At 72.8% G+C, this 24739-nt stretch carries 21 protein-coding genes; 9 read left to right on the plus strand and 12 right to left on the minus strand.

What is annotated here, in order from left to right; genetic code table 11:
* Positions 1-7: 7 nt before the first annotated feature.
* Complete coding sequence (locus tag ACFVQZ_RS23810; RefSeq protein WP_030498622.1) at positions 8-658, plus strand: FCD domain-containing protein; 651 nt, start codon at positions 8-10, stop codon at positions 656-658.
* Positions 655-1974, plus strand: coding sequence for a nitrate/nitrite transporter (locus ACFVQZ_RS23815; protein WP_383625784.1), 1320 nt, complete (start codon positions 655-657; stop codon positions 1972-1974). The genes ACFVQZ_RS23810 and ACFVQZ_RS23815 overlap by 4 nt, the downstream gene beginning before the upstream one ends.
* A 13-nt stretch (positions 1975-1987) precedes the next feature.
* On the opposite strand, the gene ACFVQZ_RS23820 is transcribed toward ACFVQZ_RS23815, so the two are convergent.
* Positions 1988-2815 carry a maleylpyruvate isomerase family mycothiol-dependent enzyme gene (locus tag ACFVQZ_RS23820; RefSeq protein ID WP_383625787.1) on the minus strand — a complete coding sequence of 276 codons (828 nt, stop codon included), beginning with the start codon at positions 2813-2815 and terminating at the stop codon, positions 1988-1990.
* Positions 2816-2978: 163 nt separating this feature from the next.
* Between ACFVQZ_RS23820 and ACFVQZ_RS23825 the strand changes: the two genes are divergently transcribed.
* Positions 2979-3785, plus strand: coding sequence for a carbon-nitrogen family hydrolase (locus tag ACFVQZ_RS23825; RefSeq protein ID WP_383625790.1), 807 nt, complete (start codon positions 2979-2981; stop codon positions 3783-3785).
* Positions 3786-3869: 84 nt separating this feature from the next.
* On the opposite strand, the gene ACFVQZ_RS23830 is transcribed toward ACFVQZ_RS23825, so the two are convergent.
* The 4 genes from ACFVQZ_RS23830 to ACFVQZ_RS23845 form a co-directional block, all read right to left on the minus strand.
* Positions 3870-4682: a hypothetical protein gene (locus ACFVQZ_RS23830; RefSeq protein ID WP_030498626.1), complete on the minus strand. Its 813-nt coding sequence runs from the start codon at positions 4680-4682 to the stop codon at positions 3870-3872.
* A 78-nt stretch (positions 4683-4760) separates the two neighbouring features.
* On the minus strand, positions 4761-5372 hold the full coding sequence (locus ACFVQZ_RS23835; protein WP_030498627.1) for a hypothetical protein: 612 nt from the start codon (positions 5370-5372) through the stop codon (positions 4761-4763).
* Positions 5373-5409: 37 nt separating this feature from the next.
* Positions 5410-6864, minus strand: coding sequence for a hypothetical protein (locus tag ACFVQZ_RS23840; RefSeq protein ID WP_030498628.1), 1455 nt, complete (start codon positions 6862-6864; stop codon positions 5410-5412).
* Between the two features lie 13 nt (positions 6865-6877).
* Entirely contained in the window at positions 6878-7261 is a 384-nt protein-coding gene (locus ACFVQZ_RS23845) for a hypothetical protein (RefSeq protein WP_107645587.1), read from the minus strand.
* 258 nt (positions 7262-7519) lie between these two features.
* Between ACFVQZ_RS23845 and ACFVQZ_RS23850 the strand changes: the two genes are divergently transcribed.
* The gene (locus tag ACFVQZ_RS23850) at positions 7520-8728 is read left to right on the plus strand and encodes an aminotransferase class I/II-fold pyridoxal phosphate-dependent enzyme (protein WP_030498630.1); all 1209 of its coding nucleotides are present in this window, start codon (positions 7520-7522) and stop codon (positions 8726-8728) included.
* A 15-nt stretch (positions 8729-8743) separates the two neighbouring features.
* Here ACFVQZ_RS23850 and ACFVQZ_RS23855 read toward each other — a convergent pair whose 3' ends face one another.
* Genes ACFVQZ_RS23855 through ACFVQZ_RS23865 form a run of 3 tightly spaced genes read right to left on the minus strand, consistent with a single transcriptional unit; the run spans position 8744 to position 11407 of the window.
* Positions 8744-9229, minus strand: a complete 486-nt coding sequence (locus ACFVQZ_RS23855) for an LURP-one-related family protein (protein WP_030498631.1) — start codon at positions 9227-9229, stop codon at positions 8744-8746.
* A 54-nt stretch (positions 9230-9283) separates the two neighbouring features.
* Positions 9284-10033, minus strand: a complete 750-nt coding sequence (locus tag ACFVQZ_RS23860) for a DUF4239 domain-containing protein (RefSeq protein ID WP_051788520.1) — start codon at positions 10031-10033, stop codon at positions 9284-9286.
* A gap of 3 nt (positions 10034-10036) precedes the next feature.
* On the minus strand, positions 10037-11407 hold the full coding sequence (locus ACFVQZ_RS23865; RefSeq protein WP_383625799.1) for a hypothetical protein: 1371 nt from the start codon (positions 11405-11407) through the stop codon (positions 10037-10039).
* Positions 11408-11610: 203 nt separating this feature from the next.
* On the opposite strand from ACFVQZ_RS23865, the gene ACFVQZ_RS23870 reads away from it, so the two are divergent.
* Entirely contained in the window at positions 11611-13422 is a 1812-nt protein-coding gene (locus tag ACFVQZ_RS23870; RefSeq protein WP_030498388.1) for an NHL domain-containing thioredoxin family protein, read from the plus strand.
* 16 nt (positions 13423-13438) lie between these two features.
* On the opposite strand, the gene ACFVQZ_RS23875 is transcribed toward ACFVQZ_RS23870, so the two are convergent.
* Together ACFVQZ_RS23875 and ACFVQZ_RS23880 are read right to left on the minus strand one after the other, a co-directional pair.
* Positions 13439-14746, minus strand: coding sequence for a M18 family aminopeptidase (locus tag ACFVQZ_RS23875; protein ID WP_383625803.1), 1308 nt, complete (start codon positions 14744-14746; stop codon positions 13439-13441).
* Positions 14747-14926: 180 nt separating this feature from the next.
* A complete protein-coding gene (locus tag ACFVQZ_RS23880) occupies positions 14927-16756 on the minus strand; it encodes an acyl-CoA dehydrogenase (protein WP_383625806.1) in 1830 nt (609 codons plus the stop codon).
* Between the two features lie 155 nt (positions 16757-16911).
* On the opposite strand from ACFVQZ_RS23880, the gene ACFVQZ_RS23885 reads away from it, so the two are divergent.
* The 3 genes from ACFVQZ_RS23885 (at position 16912) to ACFVQZ_RS23895 (ending at position 19727) form a co-directional block, all read left to right on the plus strand.
* Entirely contained in the window at positions 16912-17427 is a 516-nt protein-coding gene (locus tag ACFVQZ_RS23885; protein ID WP_030498391.1) for an SseB family protein, read from the plus strand.
* A gap of 158 nt (positions 17428-17585) precedes the next feature.
* A complete protein-coding gene (locus ACFVQZ_RS23890; RefSeq protein ID WP_030498392.1) occupies positions 17586-18548 on the plus strand; it encodes a pirin family protein in 963 nt (320 codons plus the stop codon).
* Between the two features lie 87 nt (positions 18549-18635).
* Positions 18636-19727, plus strand: coding sequence for an AI-2E family transporter (locus ACFVQZ_RS23895; RefSeq protein ID WP_030498393.1), 1092 nt, complete (start codon positions 18636-18638; stop codon positions 19725-19727).
* Here ACFVQZ_RS23895 and ACFVQZ_RS23900 read toward each other — a convergent pair.
* Positions 19724-20536, minus strand: a complete 813-nt coding sequence (locus ACFVQZ_RS23900; protein WP_383625811.1) for an MBL fold metallo-hydrolase — start codon at positions 20534-20536, stop codon at positions 19724-19726. The genes ACFVQZ_RS23895 and ACFVQZ_RS23900 overlap by 4 nt on opposite strands.
* Before the next feature lie 115 nt (positions 20537-20651).
* Complete coding sequence (locus ACFVQZ_RS23905) at positions 20652-22778, minus strand: SpoIIE family protein phosphatase (protein WP_030498395.1); 2127 nt, start codon at positions 22776-22778, stop codon at positions 20652-20654.
* A 143-nt stretch (positions 22779-22921) separates the two neighbouring features.
* On the opposite strand from ACFVQZ_RS23905, the gene aspS reads away from it, so the two are divergent.
* The gene (gene aspS, locus ACFVQZ_RS23910) at positions 22922-24739 is read left to right on the plus strand and encodes an aspartate--tRNA ligase (RefSeq protein ID WP_030498396.1); all 1818 of its coding nucleotides are present in this window, start codon (positions 22922-22924) and stop codon (positions 24737-24739) included.

A 24739-nucleotide genomic window follows, 5' to 3' on the forward strand; every position in this document is an offset into this window, starting at 1 on the left:
TGTGCGCATGCCCTCAGCGCTCAAGCAGCCGCCCGCCGCCGAACGGGTCTACAGCCACGTCAAGCGGGCCGTCCTCGACCGCCGTTACGAAGGCGGCACCCTCCTCACCGAGGGCGAGCTCGCCCAGGCCGTCGGAGTCTCCCGCACCCCCGTCCGCGAGGCCCTGCTCAAGCTGGAGATGGAAGGGCTGCTGAAGCTCTACCCGAAGAAGGGCGCCCTCGTCCTCGCCGTCTCCGCCCAGGAGATCGCCGACGTCGTCGAGACCCGGCTCCTCGTCGAGGAGTTCGCCGTCCGCAAGGCCGTCCCCGCACCCCCCGCGCTCCTCACCCGCCTCGAAGAGCTCCTGGCGGAACAGCAGCGCCAGGCCGGCGCCGGCGACCTCGCCGACGTCGCCGTCACCGACCGCTGCTTCCACGCCGAGATCGTGCGGCACGCCGGCAACCAGATCCTGGCCCGCCTCTACGACCAGCTCCGCGACCGGCAACTCCGCATGGGCGTCGCCGTCATGCAGGCCCACCCCGACCGCGTCGCCCAGAACATCACCGAGCACGCCGAGATCCTCGACCACCTGCGCGCCGGCGACGCGGACGGCGCCGCCGCCGCCGTCCGCCGCCACCTCGGCCGCGTCGGCAGCCTGGTCCGGGGTGAGGACCGGTGAGCGGACGCAACGCCTACGGCTCCGCCGTCACCCTCCCCGGCGACCCGCCCGGCGGCCGGCGCGCCGCCCTCGTCTGGGGCGTCGGCGTCGGCGTCTACTTCGTCGCCGTCATCTTCCGCACCTCGCTCGGCGTCGCCGGACTCGACGCCGCCGACCGCTTCCACGTCGGCGCCTCCGCGCTCTCCACCTTCTCCATACTCCAGCTGCTGGTCTACGCCGGCATGCAGATACCCGTCGGCCTCCTCGTCGACCGCCTCGGCACCAAGAAGGTCCTCGCCCTCGGCGTCGTCCTCTTCACCCTCGGCCAGCTGGGCTTCGCCCTCTCCCCCACCTACCCCATGGCCCTCGCCTCCCGCGCCCTCCTCGGCTGCGGCGACGCCATGACCTTCATCAGCGTGCTGCGCCTCGGCGGACGCTGGTTCCCGGCCCGCCGCGGCCCCCTGATCGCCCAGCTCGCCGGCCTCATCGGCATGGCCGGCAACCTGGTCTCGACCGTCGTCCTCTCCCGCGCCCTGCACGGCCTCGGCTGGACCGCCACCTTCGTCGGCAGCTCCCTCGCGGGCGTCCTCGTCCTGGTCCTGCTGCTGCTCTTCCTCAAGGACCACCCCGAGGGCCACGAACCCGCCCCCGTCCGGCACGCCGGCGCCGCCTACGTCCGCCGGCAGATCGCCGAGTCCTGGCGCGAACCCGGCACCCGGCTCGGCCTGTGGGTGCACTTCACCACCCAGTTCCCCGCCATGGTGTTCCTGCTGCTGTGGGGACTGCCGTTCCTCGTCGAGGCCCAGGGCCTCTCCCGAGGCACCGCCGGCGAACTCCTCACCCTCGTCGTGCTCTCCAACATGGCCGTCGGCCTCGCGTACGGGCAGATCATCGCCCGCCACGGCGGCGCCCGCGCCCCGCTCGCCCTCGGCACGGTCGCCGCCACCGCCCTGCTGTGGGCGGCCACGATCGCGTACCCCGGCGACCACGCGCCGATGTGGCTGCTCGTCACCCTCTGCCTGGTCCTCGGCGCCTGCGGACCCGCGTCCATGATCGGCTTCGACTTCGCCCGCCCGGCCAACCCGCCGGAGCGCCAGGGCACCGCCTCCGGCATCGTCAACATGGGCGGGTTCGTCGCCTCGATGACGACCCTGCTCGCCGTCGGCGTCCTGCTCGACGCGACCGGCGACGACTACCGGATCGCGTTCTCCTCGGTCTTCGTCCTCGAAGCCCTCGGCGTCACCCAGATCCTGCGCCTCAAGTCCCGCACCCACCGGCGCGAACGCGAACGCCTCGTCGCCAGCCGCGTCGAGGCCGTCCACGTGCCCGTGTCGTGACCCCGCGAGGGGACTACTTCGGCGTCACCGCGAAGTGGTTCAGGATCGCCGCGGCCAGCTCCGGATCGCCCTCGGTCTTGACCCGGTCGGCCACCTCGGCCGGCCGGACCCGGCCGCAGGCCAGCCGCACGTACGTCTCCCAGTCCGTCGCCAGCGTCACCGCCGGGCCCAGCGACGGCGCCCCGTCGATCGTGCCCCGCCCGTCCGCGTCCACCCGCACCGTCCGCAGGAACTCCACCGGACCGGTCACGTCCACCACGACCGCCGACCCGGCCGGCGCGCCCGCGTGCTTCGCGACCACCTTCGGCAGCGCCTCCAGCAGCAGGTCCCGCACCACCGCCGCGCCGGGCGAGTCCAGGTTCCCCGGCACGCCCAGCGCCGTCCGCAGGTCCTGCTCGTGCACCCACGTGTCGAAGGCCCGCAGCCGGTAGCCCTGCTCCAGCGTCTGCTCCGCGCCCAGCGGCGCCCGGATGACGTGGTCGGGCGCGCGGTTCTCGTTGCGCAGCTGCCGGGCCCGGCGGATCAGGACGTACTCCAGCTCCGCCGTCATCTCCGGCGCCGTGTGGTGCCGCCGGACGTCGACCTGCACCTCCATGTAGCGGGCGAAGTCCGTGCGCACGTGGTACAGGTCGCGGGGGAGCGAGTGGATCGGCCGCGGGTCGCCGAGCATCTCCGTCTCCATGCCGATCACATGGGACACGATGTCGCGCACCGACCAGCCGATGCACGGGGTCGCCCGGTTCCACTCGCCCTCCACGAGCGGCTGCACCAGCTCGGCTATCGCTTCGATGGAGTGGGTCCAGGCGTCGGCGTAGTTCTGGAGGCTGGGATGGACGGTCACGGGACCCCTCGACGTTCTTCGGTGCGGGCTGAAAACACGACTGGGCGACGGTGGAATGGGAGGCTCGGACGCTAAGTTACGCTCCCCGGGAGCACCCCGGCAGTGCTTTCGTGTGACGATCGTAGGCCGGTGTTGACGGCTTCAACGCCAGGACGGTGGTAGTGTGCGCGCCTCGCTGATCCAGATCGCGGTAGACCCGGACGAACCGGTCGCCGACCGGCGGGCCCGCGCGGCCCGTCTCGTACGGGAGGAGCGCGGGGCCGCGGACCTCGTCGTCCTCCCCGAACTGTGGCCCGTCGGCGCCTTCGCCGCCGACCTCTTCGAGCCCGAGTCCGAGCCGCTGCACGGCCCCACGTACGCGGCCATGGCCGCCGCCGCGCGGGACGCCGAGGTCTGGCTGCACGCCGGCTCGTTCGTGGAGGCCGCCGGCGGCGCCCTGTACAACACGTCGCTGGTCTTCGCCCCCGACGGCGAACTCGCCGCCTCCTACCGCAAGATCCACCGCTTCGGCTTCGACAAGGGCGAGGCCGTCCTCATGGCCGCCGGCGAGGACCTGGTCACCTTCGACCTGCCGCACCTCACCGTCGGCGTCGGCACCTGCTACGACCTCCGCTTCCCCGAGCTGTTCCGCGGCCTGGTCGACGCCGGTGCCGAGGCGTTCGTCGTCCCCGCCGGCTGGCCCGCCCGCCGCCGCGCCCACTGGCGGCTCCTCGCGCGGGCGCGGGCCGTCGAGAACCAGGCGTACGTCCTCGCCTGCGGCACGGCCGGCACCCACGCGGGCGTCGAACAGGCCGGCCACTCGATGGTCGTCGACCCCTGGGGCGAGATCGCCGCCGAGGCCGGCCCGGGCGAGGAGGTCCTGCGGGCCGTCCTGGACCCGGCGAAGCCCGCCGCGATCCGCGACGAGTTCCCGGCCCTCAAGGACCGCGTCCTCGGCGTCGCCGCCCCGCGCCGGACCCGGGTCCGCTGAGCCCGACCGTCCGCCGAGCACGACACCCCCCGGCGGCACCGCCGGGGGCGTCAGGCGGCGGTCCGCCGCGGCCGGCCGCTCCGCTCAGGCCGTCAGCTCGTCGGCGTCCGGGAGGAGGTCCGTCAGGGACTGCCAGAGGTGCTTCGGGGAGACCCGGCGCAGCCGGAAGGCGCTCTCCGGGGTGACGCCGCCCTCCGTCACCGGCTCCGCCGGCAGCTCCCGCAGCCAGTAGCCGAGCGGCCCGCAGTCCCAGGCCGCCACGGCCCGCGCCACGACGCCCCGCTCGCCGTCCCGGGCGCCCTGCCACGCGGCCGTGACCCGCCACTGCGAGCGCAGCTCCACGATCAGGTCGGCCAGCGGGCCCGCCGGGGCGCTCGCCGCCTCCAGCGCCGCCGCGACCAGCGCCCGCTCGTCCGCGCCCGGCGTCGACGCCGCCTTCTCCAGGGCGGCGAGACCGGCCTCCAGGGCCCCGACCGTCGTCTCCACGACCGCCTCTTCCGTCGGCACGCCGCCGGACTGGCGGAGCGCGACGAGGTCGGCGAGCGTCCACACCACCGTGCGCGGCTCGACGAGCCGGTAGACGGCCTCGGCCTCGCCCGGCCACGACTCGTGGCAGACGACGCTCTCCTCGCCGATCAGCAGCCCGTGGACGAGCCCGCCCTGCCGGCCGCCGGCCTCCAGGGAGACGATCACCGTCGGCTGCACGACCGTCTTCATCACCGGCAGCAGCAGGGCCGACAGCTCCCCGGCCCCGTTGATCAGCCCGGCTTCCCGCAGCGCCTCCCGGGCGCCCTCCATGGACTCCGGGACCGGCTGTCCGGTCGCCATCTGGGCCAGCACGTACACGTGGTCGTCGGCGAGGCGGAACCGGGACCGGGTCACATCGAAGGAAGGCATCTTTTGTCGCTCATTCGCTCGGGAGAGAACAGGGAAAGGGGGACGCGGGACGTGCGGGGGTGACGGGGGCGGCGGGGATCAGTACTGCGACTCCGCGAACAGGTGCGTCACCCGCGACACCCCCGCCTTCACCGCGCCCAGCCGGGTCAGCGCCGACCGGTCCACGCCCGCGAAGATCAGCCCCAGGGACAGGTCGCCGCCCTCCGCGCGGCCGGCGACCTGGACCGTGAGGCGGTGCTTCTTGCCGCGGCCGGTCTCCCGCACGGTGATCGTGACGCCCGGGTCCTCGTCGTCCGGCAGCCGACTGAGGACGTAGCCGTTCTTGTCGAGGGCCGAGAGCCGGTAGTCGTCACCCGCGAACCGCAGGTGCAGCGCGCGCTGGTCCAGGGTGAAGCCCGCGCGGTTGCGGGACATGGGCACCACCCGGTCGCCGACGCGGAGGGTCGACCGGTTGAGGGTGGGCAGCTTCACGACGTCGGTGTGGATCCCGCGCGCCTCGAACGAGGCCGTGGGCAGCAGCCCGCCCCGCAGCTCCGAGACGACGGCCGCCTCCGCGTTGCTCCGCGGCAGCGGCGCGGTGAGGACGATCTCGCCGAACTCCCGCGAGACCCCCCTGAAGCCGGCCCGGTAGTCGTGCCGGCCCCCCTCCTTCCACCGGTGCAGCTCGAAGGGGGAGACGTCGGTGTGCATGATCCCTGTGTACCTCTCAGTCGTGCCCGGCCGCGGCTCAGTCGAACGGGTTCAGGGCGCTGCCGAGCTTCTTCGCCCCGTCCTTGATCCCGTTGCCGATGTCGGACGCCTTGTCGCCGACCCAGTCGCCCGCCTTCTCCAGGCCCTTGCCGATGGCCTCGTGGTTGTCCCAGATGAGGGCGGCGCCGTACGCCACGCCGGTGCCGACCGCGAGGCCGAGGGTCACCGGGTTCGGGGCGACGGTCAGCGCCGTCATGGACGCGCTGAACGCCGTGCCGGTCAGGTCCGACGCGAACTTCGCCGGATCCGCCTTGATCATGTCCGCGTTGTACGTGGTCAGGTTGGCCACGCCGTACGCGGTCGCCGCGACACCGCCGACGACGCCGGCGCCGCGCAGCCAGCCGGCCGCCTTCGCCGCGTTCGCCAGACCGCCCTGCTGCGCCACCTTCACCAGGTTCGCCTCGGCGGCCGTCGGCATGAAGAAGGCGCCGTTGCGCATGTAGCCGCCCCACATGGCGGCCTCGTCGGAGCCGGTGATCGCGGTCGCGAGACCCGGGGGGATCTTGCTGAGCATGCTGCCGGGCGCGGCGCCCGCCAGCCGCATGTTGAAGTGCTTCGACAGGAACGTGCCGGGCGCCGTCGGGTGCACGAACGGCGGACGCAGCGCCTTGGACAGCTTGTACGAGTACAGGCCGGCCGCCGTCAGCGCGCCGGCGAACGCGCCCGCCGTGATCGCGCCGTTGGTGAACTTGGTGACCAGCTCCGCCAGCTGCGGATTGCCCGTCAGCCGCGTCAGGCCCTCGCGCTGGAGCCGCTTGACGTAGTCGTCCAGCGTCTCGTTGTCCTTCATCTCCAGCCAGGCGAGGTTCATCCGCTCGTCCTTGGCCTTGTCGTCGGCCGCGGCGACCTTGTCCGCGCCGCCGTTGAAGCCGCCGACCGTCTCGTCGTTCTTCGCGCCGCCGCTGTCCTTGACCACGGCCTCCAGGTCCTTCTTCAGGTCCTGGTCGGCGAGGTCGAACGCCTTCACGCACCCCTCGATCTGCGCGGCCCACGAGGACTCCGCCTCCCGCACGCTCCGGGCGAAGTCCGGGTCGTGCGCGGCGGCCTGCCGCTCACCGGGACTCATCCGCCCGTAGTCGTACGCGACCCGGCCCTCCTCGGAGACCTTCATCCCCGCCTTCACCGCGTCGGCGCGGGCCGACTCCAGCTGCTTCTTCAGCTCCACGAACTGCTGGTGCCCGTTCCGCAGCAGCGTCGCGGTCGCCTTCGCCTGCGTCTGCGCCGCCTGGTACTCGTACCGGGTGGCCGCGAAGTTGGTCCGCGCGGCCGTGGCGCTCTCGCCGATCCAGGCCGGCGACGAGGGCAGCGACTCCACGCTGTCCCGGTAGCGCCCCTCGACCCGGTGCAGCTCCTTCGCCATCTCGTCCCACTTGTCGGCGGCGGCGGACAGCTTGCCCAGGTCGGTCGTCATGATCTCGGAGTAGCTCGGCATGTCGGCGCCCCCGTCAGTAGTTCGCTATGGCGGACACCGGAGGCACGCTCTTGATCTGCGTGCGCACGTCCACGTCCTGGCCGGTGAGGGTGACGACCGTGCCGCGCAGCGCGCCCTTCTCGCGCGCGAGTCGCCCGAGCAACGCCTTGACCTGGCTGTTCCACGTGGTGTCGACCGTCTTCAGACCGGACGCGACCGCCCAGCCGCCGAACGCGGAGATCGCGCTGCTGGTGGCCTCGTCGGCCCACCGGGCGGCCTTGCCGGTGTTGGGCTCCAGCTCGGTCTCGATGGTGTTGGCCGCCGCCCGCTTCTTCTCCGGCGCCGTCCGCAGGTCCGGGGCGCCACCGCCGACGATGCCGCGGCCACCGGAGCCGTCGTCCAGCTGGTTCAGGCGCATGGCCGTCGGTTCCTGTGCCGGCGTGGTGGACCGCAGGCCCGCCCACTCCTCGTCAAAACCCATCTCGCGGAGCCCCCATGGCAGTACGACGATCAACACTTTGCAGGTGCACCGTATGGTTCCCTGTTTCGGCCCTCCGGCACAAGAAGCCTGGGCCACGGCCTCACAGGACCCTCACGCGGCACGGTACGGACCGGGGCGCCAATTGTCGCGGATTGGACCTGGGAACCTCCGCCCCCGGCTCCCCACACTGTGGCCATGATCCCCGACAGCACCGCCACCACGGACCACGGAGTCCGCCCCGAGACCCTCGCCGTCCACCCGCCCCGGGTCGAGATCACCGGCAGCGTGCCGCTCGGCGTCCCCCTCCACCAGGGCCACGTCTTCGCCTTCGAGTCCGCCGACGCCCTCGCCGACTCCATGCACTCCGGCGACTCCTTCCTCTACAGCCGCATGGGCAACCCCACCGTCCGCACCCTGGAGGACGCCGTCGCCCGCCTGGAGGGCGCCGCCGGCGCGCTCTCCTTCGCCTCCGGCATGGGCGCCATCAACACCGTCCTCCTCGGCCTGCTCTCCGGCGGCGGCCACGTCATCGCCCAGCGCTGCCTGTACGGCGGCACGTACGCCATGCTCACCGACCTGGCCGCCCGCTGGGGCGTCGAGGTCAGCTACGTCTCCGGCACCGACCCGGAGGAGGTCGCCGCCGCCCTGCGGCCCACCACCCGCCTCCTCTACCTGGAGACCATTGCCAACCCCACCACCCGCGTCGCCGACCTCCCCGCCCTCGCCGCCGTCGCCCGCGAGGCCGGCGTCCCCGTCGCCGTCGACAACACCTTCGCCTCCCCGCTGCTCTGCCGCCCGCTCGCCCTCGGCGCCGACATCGCGATCCACTCGGCCACCAAGTACCTCGCCGGCCACGCCGACGTCCTCGGCGGCGTCCTCGCCGTCGCTGACCCCGAGCTCCTCGCCCGGCTGCGCCACTTCGCCGTCGAACTCGGCGCCACCACCGACCCCTTCGCCGCCTGGCTGACCCTGCGCGGCATGCAGACCCTGCCGCTCCGCATGGAACGCCACTGCGCCTCCGCCGCCGACCTCGCCGCCCGGCTCACCGGGCACCCGGCCGTCGCCGCCGTCCGCTACCCCGGACTCGACGGCCACCCCGACCGGGAGATCGCCGCACGGCTGCTGCCGGACGGCGCGGGCGGCGTGATCTCGATGGACCTCGCGGGCGGCCGGGACGCCGGCCGCGCCTTCGTCGAGGCGGTCCGGCTGGCCTCCCTCTCCGTCTCCCTCGGCGACGTCAAGACCCTCGTCATGCACCCGGCGTCCACCTCGCACCGCCAGCTCGACGCCGCAGCCCTGGAAGCGGCCGGCATCGGCCCCGGCACGGTCCGCCTCGCGGTGGGCATCGAGCACGTCGAGGACCTGTGGACCGACCTGGAACAGGCCCTCGCCAAGGCGCTCTGACGCCCTCCGGCCCCCCTAGCCCTCCCGCTCGGCCATCCGGATCACGCACACCGCCACCGCGATCAACAGCGCCGCGTCGGCGTCCTCCCGGACCACGTCCACGGCGTACGTGTCACGGACGCGCAGCCACCGGCGGGAGATGTGGGCGAGGAGTTCGCCGTCGTACTCGACGGCGAACTCCCGGTCCAGGATCCGCCCGCTGACGTCCAGTTCCGTCCCGTCGGCCAGCGTCACCCGGTAGTGGTTCCGCAGCAGCGACAGCCGCTTGCGCCGCACGGTCGCCAGCGGCCGGTCGTCCCGCTCGACCGTCATCGCGTCCCGCAGCGCGAAGAACTTCTCCCGTAGCGTGACGAGCACCCGCCCGTCCGGGTCCTTCAGCTCCAGCGTGTCCCGCAGCCGCAGCGCCTTGCCGTCGACGAGGAAGGCGGGCCGGCCGTCCTCGTCCTCGATCCAGTAGTCGTCACCGATCGCGAAGATCTTGTCCCGTACGAGGTATTTCATACGGGATGTCTCCCGCTCACCGTTTCACGTGAAACAACGCGGCGCGCACGCCCGTCACTCGAAGTACCGCGTGAAGGCCTCCGGCCCCGTCCCCAGCGTCTCCCCGAACGGCTCGTCCAGCTGAGCGACCAGCAGCGCCGTGAACGCGATGAAACCCGCCAGGCCCATCACCATCACCACATGGGTGAACGTGCGGTGGATCCCGAAGATGAACATGAACGCCAGCGTGAGGAACCCGCCGATGATCAGCCCCGTCCACAGCACCGGCGACAACCGCTCCTCCGCCACCGCCTCCCGGCTGCGCCGCGCGTCGTCCACGTAACCGACCTGCGCCAGCACCTCCTGCGCGGCGATCTGCTGCGGGACGCTGGCGTCGTCACCGACCTCGCCGGCCTCCCGGAGCCGTTCGAGCAGCCGCCAGCCCTCCCGGTCGAGCGGCTGCCGGGCGGCCATCATCGGCCACTCCACGTCCACGACGTGATCGGCGTACGTCCGCGCCGCCACGCGCAGCGGCTCCCGCCGGTCCTCGGGCAGCGCGTCCGCCAGCAGATACGTCTGGTGCAGCGCGCTCGCCTCCGCCTGCGCGTGATCGGCGGCGGCCGACCGGTTCTCCCACACGGAGACCAGGCAGACGCCCAGGACGATCGCGTACAGGACCGAGACCATCATGGCGATGTACTCGGCCACGTCCTCGCGCGGCTCCTCGTCCGCCCCGGCGGGGAAGAGGCGCGCCTTCGCCACGACGGCGAGCGCGCCGAGCGCGGCGACCCCGAAGACGACGGCGAGCGTTTCGAACAGGGCCACGGGTCAGGACCTCCGGTTGCCGAGGAGCGCGGCGGCGAGGGCGGCCGGCACCAGGATCAGCAGCAGCATCACGACGACCCCCATCTCGTCCGCCTCCCGGCCCCGCCGCCGCAGCCGCCCGAGGAACCCCTCGCCGTCGAGCGCGGCGGCCCGAGGCGGCACGACGACCGGAGCCCGCCCGCCCCCGCTGTCCGCCTCCCCGACCCGCCCCGCCCCGTCCCCCCGCCCTTCACCGGCCCCGACTCCGACTCCTGCCCCGGCCGCATCTCCGGCCCCCGGTCCGGCTTCCGTCCCCGCTCCGGCACCGGCCGCGCCCAGTGCCGCGTCGGTGGCGGCGAGCGCGCCGGGCTCCGGGCCCGGAGGCCCGACGGGCAGCACCCCGGACACGGGCGGAACGGCAGCGACAGCCCCAAGAGCCCCGACAGCCCCGGCCACCCCACCCACCTCTGACGCCCCACCCACCCCGGGCGCCCCACCCGCCCCCGGCAGGGCACCGGACCCGACCCCACCACCGACCCCACCACCGACCCCACCCCCCACGCCGCCCCCGGGCAGGGACCCTCCAGCCGCCCGCCCCGGCTCCTCCGGCACCGTGAAGGACGCGGCGGCGCGGGCCGTGAGCAGCGGCGCGGGGACGCGGCGCCCGCGCCCGTCGTAGGTCGCGACCCGGTCGGTCGCGGTGGCGACACCGGTGCTGCGATGCGTACCGGCCGGCCGGCGGACGGTCGCGGTGCACCGGGCGGAGGCGCCGGCCGCGAGCACCGGGACGAGCCCGGGCCGCCCGCCGCAGTCCACGCCCCCGGCAGCGAGCCGGAGCGCCGGATCGGTGAGGCGCACGCCGTACAGGGGCCGGTTCCCCCGGTTGCCGACGGTGTACGTCACGGTGGCCGCGCCCGGCGGCGGCGCCACGCGCACCCGCTCGGCGAGGACGAGGGCGCCGAGGACACCGGCGTACCCGGCGCGGGCGGTCGCGCGGGCGGTCAGCCCCAGGGAGGGGACGTGCCCCTCGGCGCGCACGGTGCCGGTACGGGTCCCGGGCTGAGCGCGGAAGCGGGCGACGCACTCCAGGGACGTGAGTCCGACGAGGACCCGGCGCGGGCAGCGCACCAGGGTGCCGGCCGGGTTCCCGGGGTCGCGCACCCGCAACCCGTGCAGATCGGCGCCGCCCCGGTTCACCAGCCGGTACCGCTTCACCACCTCGCTCCCGGCCCGGACGGCGACCGGCTCGTCTCCGCTGCCGGTCCGCCCGTTGACGGTGACCGCGATCCGCAGCGCCTTGTCCCCGGCGCCGCCGGCCCGGGCTTCTCCCGGCCCGGCGAGCACGAGCGCGGGCAGCACGAGGACCCCGGCCAGCAGTCCGGCCCCGGCCCGCACCGCCCGCCTCCCCCGAAAGCGGGAGTAGTCCGATGATCCGCCCGCACACGTCATGGGCCCATGCCACCGCCCGCCCCGCCCCGCCCCCGGCCCGGGACACGCCGACACCCCCCGCCCGGCCGCACCGATCCACCCGTACGCCCGCCGCCCCCACGTGACGGGCCCTTCACGGTGCCGTCACGGACGGATGGCAAGCTTGAAGGATGAACGATGCCGCTCCGGCGCCCACCCCCGCGCCCGCCCCCCGTTCCCGCGCCCGTGTCCGCGCCCCCGAGCTGATCGGCAAGGGCGGCTGGCTGAACACCGGTGGCGACGACCTCACCCTCGCCGACCTGCGCGGAAAGGTCGTGATTCTCGACTTCTGGACCTTCTGCTGCATCAACTGCCTGCACGTCCTGGACGAGCTGCGGGAGCTGGAGGAGAAGCACCGGGACACGCTGGTGATCGTCGGGGTGCACTCGCCGAAGTTCGTGCACGAGGCCGAGCACCAGGCCGTGGTGGACGCGGTGGAGCGGTACGAGGTGCACCACCCGGTGCTCGACGACCCGGAGCTCGCGACCTGGAAGCAGTACGCGGTGCGGGCGTGGCCGACGCTCGTGGTGATCGATCCCGAGGGGTACGTCGTCGCGCAGCACGCGGGCGAGGGACACGCCAACGCGATCCGGACGCTCGTCGAGGAGCTGGAGGCGGAGCACGAGGCGAAGGGGACGCTGCGGCGCGGGGACGGGCCGTACGTGCCGCCGGAGCCGGTCGCGACCGACCTGCGCTTCCCCGGGAAGGCCGTCGTCCTCCCGGGCGGGAACCTGCTGGTCTCCGACACCACCCGGCACCAGCTCGTGGAGCTGGCCGCCGACGGGGAGACCGTGGTGCGGCGGATCGGCGGCGAGGGCGTGTTCCGCGAGCCGCAGGGGCTGGCGCTGCTGCCGGACGGGACGGTCGTCGTCGCGGACACCGTGCACCACGCGCTCCAGCGGTTCGACCCGGCGACCGGCGCGGTGGAGCGGATCGCCGGCACCGGGAAGCAGTGGTGGCAGGGGTCGCCGACCTCCGGTCCCGCGCTCGGCGTGGACCTGTCCTCGCCGTGGGACGTCGCCTGGTGGCGGGGCAAGGTGTGGATCGCCATGGCCGGCGTGCACCAGCTCTGGACGTACGACCCCGAGGGCGGGACCGTCGAGGTCGCGGCGGGGACGACGAACGAGGGGCTCGTCGACGGGCCCGGCGCCGAGGCGTGGTTCGCGCAGCCGTCCGGGCTCGCCGCCACCGAGGACCGCCTCTGGATCGCCGACTCGGAGACCAGCGCGCTGCGGTACGTCGACACCGACGGGCACGTGCACACCGCCGTCGGCACCGGCCTCTTCGACTTCGGGCACCGGGACGGCGCCGCCGGTCAGGCGCTGCTCCAGCACCCGCTCGGCGTGACGGCCCTGCCCGACGGCTCGGTCGCGGTCTCCGACACGTACAACCACGCCCTGCGCCGCTACGACCCCGCCACCGGCGAGGTCACCACCCTCGCCACCGATCTGCGCGAACCCAGCGACGCGGTGCTGGTCGGCGACGACATCGTCGTCGTCGAGTCGGCGCGGCACCGCCTCACCCGGCTGCGGCTGCCGGAGGAGGCCGTGCAGGTCGAGTCGGTGGCGCACCGCACCCAGCGCGAGGCGACCGAGGTCGCCCCGGGCCGGCTCCGCCTCGACGTGGTCTTCCAGGCGCCGACGGGCCAGAAGCTGGACGAGCGGTACGGCCCCTCGACCCGCCTCCTGGTCTCCGCGACCCCGCCGGAGCTGCTGCTGTCCGGCGAGGGCACGGGCACGGACCTCTTCCGCGACCTGGAGCTGAACCCGGCCGTCACCGAAGGCGTCCTGCACGTCTCCGCGATGGCCGCGTCCTGCGACGACGACCCGGCCAACGAGTACCCGGCCTGCCACGTCCACCAGCAGGACTGGGGCGTCCCCGTCCGGCTCACGCAAGCCGGCGCGAGCCGCCTCCCGCTGATCCTGGCGGGCATGGACGCCTAGGCCCGGGCGCCCGCGCTCAGCCCTCCAGGAAGGCGACCAGGGCGTTGGCGAGGAGGTAGGGGTCCTCGGCGCCGCAGAGTTCGCGGGCGCTGTGCATGGAGAGGATCGCCACGCCGATGTCGACGGTGGTGATGCCGTGGCGGGCGGCCGTGATGGGGCCGATCGTGGTCCCGCAGGGCATGTCGTTGTTGGAGACGAACGACTGCCACGGCACGCCGGCCTTCTCGCAGGCGGCGGCGAAGATCGCGCGGCCGGTGCCGTCGGTGGCGTACCGCTGGTTGACGTTGACCTTGAGGATCGGGCCGCCGTTGACGCGCGGGTGGTGGGTCGGGTCGTGCCGCTCCGCGTAGTTCGGGTGGACGGCGTGGCCGGTGTCGGAGGAGAGGCAGACCGTGCCGGCGAAGGCGCGGGCCCGGTCCTCGTAGCCGCCGCCGCGGGCGTACACGGAGCGCTCCAGGACGGTGCCGAGGAGCGGGCCCTGGGCGCCGGTGTCGGCCTCGGAGCCGTTCTCCTCGTGGTCGAAGGCGGCGAGGACCGGGATGTGCGGGAGGTTCTCGCGACCGGCGGTCTCGACGAGCGCGGCGACGCCGGCGTGGACGGAGAGGAGGTTGTCCATGCGGGGGCCGGCGACGAGGTCGCGGTCGCGGCCGAGGTAGGCGGGGGCGTCGACGGCGTGGACCATGAGGTCCCAGCCGGCCACGTCCTCGGCGTCGACGCCGGCCTCGCCGGCGACGAACTCGACGAGGTCGCCCTCGTGGACCTCTCCGGTGCCCCACACGGGCTGCATGTGCCGCTGGCGGTCGAGCTTCAGGCCGTCGTTGGCGGAGCGGTCGAGGTGGATGGCGAGCTGCGGGACGCGCAGCAGCGGCCGGTCGACGTTGACGAGCCGGTGGCTGCCGTCGCGGAGGGTGAGCCGGCCGGCGAGGCCGAGGTCGCGGTCGAGCCAGGTGTTGAGGAGGGTGCCGCCGTAGATCTCCACGGCGACCTGCCGCCAGCCCTGGGTGCCCATGTCGGGGCGGGGCTTGACGCGCAGGTTGGGGGAGTCGGTGTGGGCGCCGACGATCCGGTACGGGGTGTGCGGCTCGGCGCCCTCGGGCACGTACCAGGCGATGATCGCGCCGCCGCGGGTGACGAACTTCCCGCCGCTGGTCCCGTCCCACGCCGCGGTCTCCTCGACCCGGCGGAAGCCCGCCTTCTCCAGCCGCTCCGCGGCGTTCGCCACCGCGTGGTACGGCGACGGGGACGCCGAGAGGAAGGACATCAGGTCATCGGTGTGCCCGGGTCCGAACGGTGCGGACGCCGGACGGGAAGCTGCGCTGCTCATGCGCCCCACCTTACGGGGGCGTTTTCGCGGGGCCGGGTGGGGTGAGCCGACCGTCGCCGTCCGGCTGCCGGGAAGGCGGAACGGCCCGCCCCCCTCCCCGGGGACGGGCCGTTCCTGTATGGACCGAGGTGTGTTCGTACGGGGTGGGGTACGGGTACCCCACCCCGCCGTACCGGAGTACTAGAACGCCGCCTCGTCCAGGTCCATCAGGCCGCCGTCGACGCCCTCGGCGACGAGGCGCTCGGTGGAGACGCCGGGCAGGACGTTCGCGGCGAAGAACTTCGCGGCGGCGATCTTGCCCTGGTAGAAGGCGACGTCCTTGCCGGTCGCGCCGGCCGCGAGCTTCTCGGCGGCGACGGCCGCGCCGCGCAGCAGCAGGTAGCCGACGACGACGTCGCCGGAGGCCATGAGCAGGCGGGTGGTGTTGAGGCCGACCTTGTAGATGTTCTTGACGTCCTCGCCGGTGGCGGTGAGGTCGGTGATCATCTTGCCGACGATCGCCTCCAGGTCGACGGCCGCCTTGGCGAGCGCGTCGCGGGCGCCGGCCAGCTCCTCGCCGCCGGTGCCGGTGGCGAGGAACTTCTTGATCTCCTCGGAGAGGGTGTTGAGCGCAGCGCCCTGGTCGCGGACGATCTTCCGGAAGAAGAAGTCCTGGCCCTGGATGGCGGTGGTGCCCTCGTAGAGGGTGTCGATCTTGGAGTCCCGGATGTACTGCTCGATCGGGTACTCCTGGAGGAAGCCGGAGCCGCCGAAGGTCTGGAGCGACTGGGCGAGCTGCTCGTAGCCCTTCTCGGAGCCGTAGCCCTTCACGATCGGCAGGAGCAGGTCGTTGAGGCCGTGGAGCGCCTTGGCGTCCTCGCCGGCGGCTTCCTTGAGCTGGATGGCGTCCTGCACGGAGGCCGTGTAGAGGACGAGGGAGCGCATGCCCTCGGCGTACGCCTTCTGCGTCATCAGGGAGCGGCGCACGTCGGGGTGGTGGGTGATGGTGACCTTGGGGGCCGCCTTGTCCATGAAGTTCGCCAGGTCGGTGCCCTGGACGCGCTCCTTGGCGTACTCCAGGGCGTTGAGGTAGCCCGTGGAGAGGGTGGAGATCGCCTTCGTGCCGACCATCATGCGGGCGAACTCGATGATGAGGAACATCTGGCGGATGCCGTCGTGCTTGTCGCCGATGAGCCAGCCCTTGGCGGGGTGCTTGTCGCCGAAGGTCATCTCGCACGTGTTGGAGGCCTTGAGGCCCATCTTGTGCTCGACGTTGGTGGCGTAGACGCCGTTGCGGGCGCCGAGCTCGCCGGTCTCCCAGTCGAACTCGTACTTGGGGACGAGGAAGAGGCTCAGGCCCTTGGTGCCGGGGCCGGCGCCCTCGGGGCGGGCGAGGACGTAGTGGAGGATGTTCTCCTCCATGTCGTGCTCACCGCTGGTGATGAAGCGCTTGACGCCCTCGATGTGCCAGGAGCCGTCCTCCTGCTGGATCGCCTTGGTGCGGCCGGCGCCGACGTCGGAGCCGGCGTCGGGCTCGGTGAGGACCATCGTGGAGCCCCAGCGGCGCTCGACGGCGATCTGCGCGGCCTTCTTCTGCTGCTCGTTGCCCTCGGTGTAGAGGATGCCGGCGAAGGCGGGGCCGGAGGAGTACATCCAGATGGCCGGGTTGGAGCCGAGGAGGAGTTCGGCGTAGGCCCAGATGAGGGAGCGCGGCGAGACGGTGCCGCCGATCTCCTCGGGGATGCCGAGGCGCCAGTACTCGGACTCCATGAAGGCGTTGTACGAGTTCTTGAAGGAGGCCGGGACCGGGGCCGTGTTGGTCTCCGGGTCGAAGACCGGCGGGTTGCGGTCGGCGTCCGCGAAGGACTCGGCCAGCTCGTTCTCGGCGAGGCGGCGGATCTCGTCGAGGATGCTCTTGGCGGTGTCGACGTCCATCTCCTCGAACGGACCCGTGCCGTACACCTTGTCGCGGCCGAGCACCTCGAAGAGGTTGAACTCGATGTCGCGGAGATTCGACTTGTAGTGCCCCATGGCGACGGCTCCGTAAAGATCGGGGAGGGTGTCCTCGTACGTACGCCACCCAGGTCCTACTCACGAGTAGCGCACTGTTCTCTCCGATGATGCTACCCACCGGTAATAAGAGCAACCCCTACCGGGCGATCTGTGACGCAGTAGGCTCAGGGCCCATGTACGGCTACGAGCAGAATCCGGGTGCGCAGCAGCAGTACGGGATGCCCGGGATGCAGGGCGGCGCACCGGGGATGCAGGGTGGCGCGCCCGGCATGCAGGGGGGAGTGCCCGGCGGTTACGGGCAGCAGCAGGCCCCGCTGTACCCGGAGCCCTCGCCGCCCTCGCTCGCCGACGCCGTACGGGCCTTCACCACCGGCACCCTCGCCGCCGAGGACTTCCAGCAGATCTTCGCGACGTCCAAGGTCTACTGCCCGCGCGGCGACAACCCCGGCTTCCTCGCCCTGCACAACACCCAGCAGCCGGTGATCCCGATGTTCACCTCGCTGAAGGAGCTGCGGCGGTACGCGGGCAAGGAGTCGAAGTACTTCGTGATCACCGGTGCCGAGGTGATCGACCTGCTCCCGACCGGCTACGGCTTCGTCCTCGACATGGAGGGCGACCACCGGATGGTCTTCGACGCGAAGGCCGTGGAGCAGATGGTCGACTACGCGATGCGGCGGATGTACGGCTGACCGATCCTGAGAGCAGGAGCAGAGGGCGCCCGGGAGGAATTCCTCCCGGGCGTTCCGCGTTCCGGGTGGCAGGAAGTTCAGCATTCAACTAAAGTGGTCGTACGAGGACAGGCCGAGCCGGCCACCGTGCCCTCAGGCCGTATCAAGGAGGTCCCGCCATGCCCGCCGTGACTGTCGAGAACCCGCTCACCCTGCCGCGCGTCGTCGCCGGCGCCGACGCCGTCCCGCGCCCCGTGCTCGCCGTTACCACGGCCCCCCAGGGCTTCGAGGGCGAGGGCTTCCCGGTCCGCCGGGCGTTCGCGGGTATCAACTACCAGTACCTCGACCCGTTCATCATGATGGACCAGATGGGCGAGGTGGAGTACGCGCCGGGCGAGCCCAAGGGCACCCCCTGGCACCCCCACCGCGGCTTCGAGACCGTCACCTACATCATCGACGGCACCTTCGACCACCAGGACTCCAACGGCGGCGGCGGCACCATCACCAACGGCGACACCCAGTGGATGACCGCCGGCGCCGGCCTCCTCCACATCGAGGCCCCGCCGGAGTCCCTCGTCGTCAGCGGTGGCCTCTTCCACGGCCTCCAGCTGTGGGTCAACCTCCCCGCCTCCGACAAGATGATGGCCCCCCGCTACCAGGACATCCGCGGCGGCCAGGTCCAGCTCCTCACCTCCCCCGACGGCGGCGCGCTGCTCCGCGTCATCGCCGGCGAGCTCGACGGGCACGAGGGCCCCGGCATCACCCACACCCCGATCACCATGATCCACGCCACCCTCCGCCCCGGCGCCGAGATCACCCTGCCCTGGCGCGAGGACTTCAACGGCCTCGCGTACGTCATGGCCGGCCGCGGCACCGTCGGCGCCGAGCACCGTCCGATCCACCTCGGCCAGACCGCCGTCTTCGGCAAGGGCGGCTCGCTGACCGTCCGCGCCGACGAGAAGCAGGACTCCCACACCCCGGACCTGGAGGTCGTCCTCCTCGGCGGACGCCCGATCCGCGAGCCCATGGCCCACTACGGCCCGTTCGTCATGAACACCCAGGCCGAACTGCGCCAGGCGTTCGAGGACTTCCAGGCCGGCCGCCTCGGCACCATCCCCGCCGTCCACGGCATGGGCGAATAAGAGCGGTACGCCTCGATGTGACGGGTCGTCGCCCGGACGGCCCGTCACGTCCCCGTTCCTCCCGGATCGGTGTGATCTTATGGGCGGGTGGAGACGAGTCGTACGCCCCTGCTTCCCGAGCCCGCCCGCAAGCTCGGCGCCTGGTGCGCCGTCCTGCTCCTCGTCGCGGGCGTGGCCGCCGTCTTCGTCTGGCTGTGCGTGGTCTTCAAGGCGGCCGTGACCCCGGTGCTGCTCGCCATCCTCGGGACGGCGCTGCTCGGACCGCTCTACCGGCGGCTGCTGCGGATGAAGGTCAGCGCCTCCCTCGCCGCCGCGATCACCGTCGCCGCCGTCCTCCTGGTCGTCGGCGGCGCCACGTACATCGTGGTCGCCGCGCTCCTGGAGACCGGCGACCAGATCCTCGCCTCGCTGCGGCGGGCCGCCGTCGACATCGCCGACCACTTCGGCGCCGCCGGCACCTCGCTGGAGGACCTGGCCGCGAACGCCCGGGAGCTGCTGGAGAAGTTCGGCGGCACCGCCGCCTCCGGGGTGATCTCCGGGCTCAGCGTCGTCGGGCAGATGCTCGCCACCGCCGTCCTCGCCCTGCTGCTGATCTTCTTCTTCCTCCGCGACTCCGACAAGGCCGTCGGCGCGCTGCGCGCCTTCGTCCCGTCCGGCACCTCCGACACCGCCGAGGCGATGGCCCGCCGCGCCTTCGAGGCCGTCGAGGGCTTTATGCGCGGCACCACGTTCGTCGCCTTCGTCGACGCCGTCCTCATCGGCGTCGGCCTGCTGGTCCTCCAGGTGCCCGGGGCGGTCGGGCTCGCCGCGCTCGTCTTCGTCACCGCCTACATCCCGTACCTGGGCGCCTTCCTCTCCGGCGCGGTCGCCGTCCTCGTCGCCCTCGCCGACCGCGGCTTCGTCATCGCCCTGTGGGTGCTCGGCGTCGTCCTCGCCGTCCAGGTCATCGAGGGCAACGTGCTCCAGCCGGTGGTCCAGAGCCGCACCGTCCAGATGCACCCCGCCGCCGTCATGCTCGCGATCACCGCGGGCGCGTCGGTCGCCGGCATCCTCGGCATGCTCCTCGCCGTCCCGCTCACCGCCGCCGCCACCGGCATCCTCGGCGAACTCCGCGCCCGCTACGGCTCCGGCACCGGCACGGCCACCGCCCCGGCCCCGGACCCGGAGGCGACCGCCTAGACCGCCGCCGGTCCCGGCTCGAAGGACTTCAGCATGGCCTCCAGGGCCGCCTGGTCCGGGCCGACGAACGGATCGGCGTCCGGCGCCGCCGCCAGCGTCGCCAGCATCCGGTCCGTCATCCGCACGGCCGGCGGCAGATGCGTGGACAGCACGATCTCCGGGTCCATCGCCCGCAGCGGCTCCAGGGTCGCCCGGTACTTCTCCGGGTCCACCACGTGCACCCACGGGCTGTCGATCGTCGCCCACAGCAGCTGCGTACCGCGCAGCTCCTCCGGCTTCAGGTCGCTCGCGTGCCCGCTTTCCGCGAGTTCCCGGCTCGGCATCGGCCCGCCGAAGCAGTCCGAACTGAAGCAGATCCGGGTCCGGTCGTCGTAGAAGCCGACGGTCGCCGGATTGTCGAAGAGCGGCGGCCGGAAGGCGTGCAGCTCGCGGTCGCCGACGTCCAGGGACTGCCCCGGGTTGAGGAAGTACAGCCGGTCCATCGGCAGCGCCCGCGCGGTCGTCATGATCCCGGCCCCGATGAACGTGGTCACCACGCGCGCGTGGGGAGCGGCGTCCAGCAGGGCGAAGATGCCGCCCGTGTGGTCGCGGTCCGGATGGGTCAGCCAGATCCACCGCACGTCCGCGGGGTCGATCACCCCGGACAGCGTCCCGACGAAGTCGCGGTCCTCCAGCGACAGGCCGGTGTCCACGACGACGGGTTCGGCGGCGGTCAGCACATAGGCGTTGGCGGGGACGTGCCCGATCCCCGGCACTTCCAGGCTGTCGGCGAGGACGGTGGTGTCGCTCCCGACCTTGTGGGTGTCCATGACGCGCTCCGTGGTCCCCCCGGGCGGCCGTACGACACCAGTCTCCGCCCCTGGGGCACCCCCCGCGCGCCGGAAGGGCGGACGGGCCGGGAGGGCTGCCGCGGGCAGGGCCGCCCTACCCGCAGCAGCCCTCAGGCCCCGTCGGTTCGCGGAGTTCGAACCAGATCGTCTTGCCCTCGCCGCGCGGCTCGACGCCCCACGCGTCGGCCAGCATCTCCATCAGCACCAGGCCCCGGCCGCTGGACGCCATCTCGCCGGGCTGGCGCCGGTGGGGGAGCTCGTCGCTGGCGTCCGAGACCTCCACGCGCAGCCGGCGCGCCTTCTCGCCGCAGGCGACCTCCGCCGTCAGCAGCGCGTCGCCGTCCGTGTGGACGAGGACGTTGGTGACCATCTCCGACACCATCAGCACGGCCGAGTCCAGCTGCTCGGCGTCCGTCCAGTCGTGCAGCAGCTGCCGCACCTGCTCGCGCGCCTCCGCGATCCGCTCCGGCTCCGCCTGCGCGATCGTCATCAGCGTCCGGCGCGGCGTCTGCCGCACCGGCGTCGCCGGCCGCCGGGACAGCAGCAGCACCGCGATGTCGTCCTCGCGCCGGTCCGCCAGCGGCCCGGTGGTGTGGTGCGACCCGGGCCCGTGCACGGCCTCCACCAGCGTGTCGGCCAGCTCCTCCAGATCGTCGCCCCGGTGCTCCTCCAGGATCCGCCGGACCCGTTCCCAGCCGCTGTCGAGGTCGTGCCCGCCGGTCTCCAGCAGGCCGTCGGTGCAGATCATCAGCGTCTCGCCCGGTTCGAGGGTGAGCCGCGTCGTGGGGTAGTCGGTGTCGGCGTCGATGCCGAGCGGCAGCCCGCCGGCCGTCGGCCTGAGCAGAACCGTTCCGTCGACCATGCGGACCGCCGGGTCAGGATGACCCGCCCGGGCGATGTCCACCGTCCCCGTCTCCAGGTCCACCTCCAGGTACAGGCAGGTCGCGAACCGCGGCCCGGCCCCCGGCCCGCCCGTCTCCGTCTCCGCCCCGTACCCGTCGTTCACCCCGTACAGGAACCGCGACGCCCGCGACAGCACCGCGTCCGGCCGGTGCCCCTCGGAGGCGTACGCCCGCAGCGCGATCCGCAGCTGCCCCATCAGCGCCGCCGCCCGCACGTCGTGCCCCTGCACGTCCCCGATGACCAGCGCGATCCGGCCCGCGCCGCCGCGCCGGCCGCCGGGCAGCCGGATCATGTCGTACCAGTCGCCGCCCACCTGGAGCCCGCCGCCGGTCGGCACGTACCGCGCCGCCACCTGGATCCCCGGGATCCCCGGACCCAGCACCGGCATCATCGTCCGCTGGAGCCCCAGCGACAGCTCCCGCTCCGACTCCGCCACCCCGGCCCGCGCCAGCGCCTGCGCCAGCATCCGCGCCACCGTCGTCAGCACCGACCGCTCGTCCGGCGTGAACGCCACCGGATGCTTGAACGCCGCCATCCAGGCGCCCATCGTCCGCCCCGCCACCACCAGCGGCACGAACGCCCACGACTGCCGCTCGAACTGCTCCGCCAGCGGCCAGGTCGTCGGGAAGCGGCGCCGGTACTCCTCCGGGGACGGCAGGTAGATCGCCCGCCCGGTCCGCACCACCTCCGCCGCCGGGTAGTCCGTCGCCAGCGACATCGACGTGAACGGGCCCTCGTCGCCGTCCCGCTGCCCGTGGTGCCCGATCACCGTCAGCCGCTCGCCCGACACCCCGAACACCGCGAGCCCGTCCGGCGAGAACCCCGGCATCGACAGCGACGCCGCCACCCGCAGCACCTCGGCCGTCGACCGCGCCTCCGCCAGCGCCCGCCCCGCGTCCAGCAGGAACGCCTCCCGCGACCGCCGCCAGTCGCCCGTGATCGGCGTGTGCGGCCCGGCCGTGCCCGGCTGCGGGTCGGCCACCTCCTGGAGCGTGCCGACCAGCTGGTAGTCGCCGCCCTCGACCAGCGGCTTCGACCGGCTGCGTACCGTACGGAGCACCCGGCCCCGCTCGTCCATGATCCGAAGCCGCGCCTCGGCGAGCGTCCCCTCGGCCACCGCCAGGCTGACCACGCCGTCGATCTCGTTCCAGTCGACCGGATGGAAGCGCGAGCGCACGGCCGCCTCGGTCAGCCGCGCCGGCTCCGCGGGCAGCCCGAGCAGCCGGGCGGCCTCGGCGTCGAGCGAGACGATCCCGGAAGCGTTGTCCCAGCGCCACAGGCCCGTGGCGATCGCGGCCAGGACGTCCTCGGTGCGCATTGCCCCACTTTATGAATATCGGACTGCGTGTCGCCACCGAGCGTATTCGAATCGCGATCTTGGGTGGGCCGGTAGGCTGGTGGGGCTTGGCTAGTGACTAGTCACGTCCCACCCCACCGATCCCGAAGACTGGATGAACGACGATGCATCGGTACAGGTCCCACACCTGCGGCGAGCTCCGCGCCTCTGACGTCGGCACCGACGTCCGGCTCAGCGGCTGGCTGCACAATCGGCGCGACCTGGGCGGCATCCTCTTCATCGATCTGCGCGACCACTACGGCATCACGCAGCTCGTCGCCCGCCCCGGCACCTCCGCCTACGAGGCCCTCGACAAGCTGACGAAGGAGTCCGTCGTCCGCGTCGACGGCAAGGTCGTCTCGCGCGGCGCGGAGAACGTCAACCCCGAGCTGCCCACCGGCGAGGTCGAGGTCGAGGTCGGCGAGGTCGAGGTCCTCGGCGCCGCCAAGCAGATCCCCTTCACCATCAACGCCGACGACGGCGTCAACGAGGAGCGGCGCCTGGAGTACCGCTTCCTCGACCTGCGCCGCGAGCGCATGCACCGCAACATCATGCTGCGCTCCGCCGTCATCGCCGCCATCCGCTCCAAGATGACGGCCCTCGGCTTCAACGAGATGGCGACCCCGATCCTCACCGCGACCTCCCCCGAGGGCGCCCGTGACTTCGTCGTCCCGTCCCGCCTCAACCCGGGCAAGTTCTACGCGCTCCCGCAGGCCCCGCAGCAGTTCAAGCAGCTGTTCATGATCTCGGGCTTCGACCGCTACTTCCAGATCGCGCCCTGCTTCCGCGACGAGGACGCCCGCGCCGACCGCTCGCCCGGCGAGTTCTACCAGCTCGACGTCGAGATGAGCTTCGTCGAGCAGGAGGACGTCTTCCAGCCGATCGAGAAGCTCATGACCGAGCTCTTCCAGGAGTTCGGCGGCGGCCGCGAGGTCTCCTCCCCCTTCCCGCGGATCCCGTTCCGCGAGTCGATGCTCAAGTACGGCAACGACAAGCCCGACCTGCGCACCTCCCTCGAACTCGTCGACATCACCGACGTCTTCGAGAACTCCGAGTTCAAGGCGTTCGCCGGCAAGCACGTCCGCGCGCTCGCCGTCCCGGACACCGGCGACCAGCCGCGCAAGTTCTTCGACGGCCTCGGGGACTTCGCCGTCTCCCTCGGCGCGAAGGGCCTGGCCTGGGTCCGCGTCGGCGAGGAGAACGCCCTCACCGGCCCGATCGCCAAGTTCCTCACCGAGGAGAACGTCAAGGTCCTCACCGAGCGCCTGGGCCTCAAGCCCGGCCACGCCGTCTTCTTCGGCGCCGGCGAGTTCGACGAGGTCTCCAAGATCATGGGCCCGGTCCGGGTCGAGGCCGCCAAGCGTGCCGGCCAGTTCGAGGAGAACGTCTTCCGCTTCGCGTGGATCGTCGACTTCCCGATGTACGAGAAGGACGAGGAGACCGGAAAGATCGACTTCTCGCACAACCCCTTCTCCATGCCGCAGGGCGGCCTGGAGGCCCTGGAGACGAAGGACCCGCTGGACGTCCTCGGCTGGCAGTACGACATCGTCTGCAACGGCATCGAGCTGTCCTCCGGCGCCATCCGGAACCACGAGCCCGACATCATGTTCAAGGCCTTCGAGATCGCCGGCTACAGCCGCGAGACCGTCGAGACCGAGTTCGCCGGCATGCTCCGCGCCTTCCAGTACGGCGCCCCGCCGCACGGCGGCATCGCCCCCGGCGTCGACCGCATCGTCATGCTGCTGGCCGACGAGCCCAACATCCGCGAGACCATCGCGTTCCCGCTCAACGGCAACGCGCAGGACCTCATGATGGGCGCCCCGACCGAGCTCGACGAGTCCCGCCTGCGCGAGCTGAACATCCAGCTCCGCAAGCCGGTCGAGAAGAAGCCCACCGACGACCGCCCGGTCACGGACGCGGTCCACCCGGACGCGTCCCGGTAA

This window comes from Streptomyces sp. NPDC057854, from assembly GCF_042797055.1.
GTDB lineage: Bacteria > Actinomycetota > Actinomycetes > Streptomycetales > Streptomycetaceae > Streptomyces.

Excerpts from the sequence above, each read along its gene's own strand:
- ACFVQZ_RS23875 (WP_383625803.1), bottom strand. The coding sequence starts at position 14,746 with ATGAGCAGCGCAGCTTCCCGTCCGGCGTCCGCACCGTTCGGACCCGGG.
- ACFVQZ_RS23855 (WP_030498631.1), bottom strand. The coding sequence starts at position 9,229 with ATGAAATACCTCGTACGGGACAAGATCTTCGCGATCGGTGACGACTAC.
- ACFVQZ_RS23810 (WP_030498622.1), top strand. The coding sequence starts at position 8 with ATGCCCTCAGCGCTCAAGCAGCCGCCCGCCGCCGAACGGGTCTACAGC.
- ACFVQZ_RS23890 (WP_030498392.1), top strand. The coding sequence starts at position 17,586 with ATGCCCGCCGTGACTGTCGAGAACCCGCTCACCCTGCCGCGCGTCGTC.
- ACFVQZ_RS23885 (WP_030498391.1), top strand. The coding sequence starts at position 16,912 with ATGTACGGCTACGAGCAGAATCCGGGTGCGCAGCAGCAGTACGGGATG.
- ACFVQZ_RS23905 (WP_030498395.1), bottom strand. The coding sequence starts at position 22,778 with ATGCGCACCGAGGACGTCCTGGCCGCGATCGCCACGGGCCTGTGGCGC.
- ACFVQZ_RS23845 (WP_107645587.1), bottom strand. The coding sequence starts at position 7,261 with ATGCGCCTGAACCAGCTGGACGACGGCTCCGGTGGCCGCGGCATCGTC.
- ACFVQZ_RS23850 (WP_030498630.1), top strand. The coding sequence starts at position 7,520 with ATGATCCCCGACAGCACCGCCACCACGGACCACGGAGTCCGCCCCGAG.
- ACFVQZ_RS23830 (WP_030498626.1), bottom strand. The coding sequence starts at position 4,682 with ATGCCTTCCTTCGATGTGACCCGGTCCCGGTTCCGCCTCGCCGACGAC.
- ACFVQZ_RS23835 (WP_030498627.1), bottom strand. The coding sequence starts at position 5,372 with ATGCACACCGACGTCTCCCCCTTCGAGCTGCACCGGTGGAAGGAGGGG.
- aspS (WP_030498396.1), top strand. The coding sequence starts at position 22,922 with ATGCATCGGTACAGGTCCCACACCTGCGGCGAGCTCCGCGCCTCTGAC.
- ACFVQZ_RS23840 (WP_030498628.1), bottom strand. The coding sequence starts at position 6,864 with ATGCCGAGCTACTCCGAGATCATGACGACCGACCTGGGCAAGCTGTCC.
- ACFVQZ_RS23880 (WP_383625806.1), bottom strand. The coding sequence starts at position 16,756 with ATGGGGCACTACAAGTCGAATCTCCGCGACATCGAGTTCAACCTCTTC.
- ACFVQZ_RS23870 (WP_030498388.1), top strand. The coding sequence starts at position 11,611 with ATGAACGATGCCGCTCCGGCGCCCACCCCCGCGCCCGCCCCCCGTTCC.
- ACFVQZ_RS23900 (WP_383625811.1), bottom strand. The coding sequence starts at position 20,536 with ATGGACACCCACAAGGTCGGGAGCGACACCACCGTCCTCGCCGACAGC.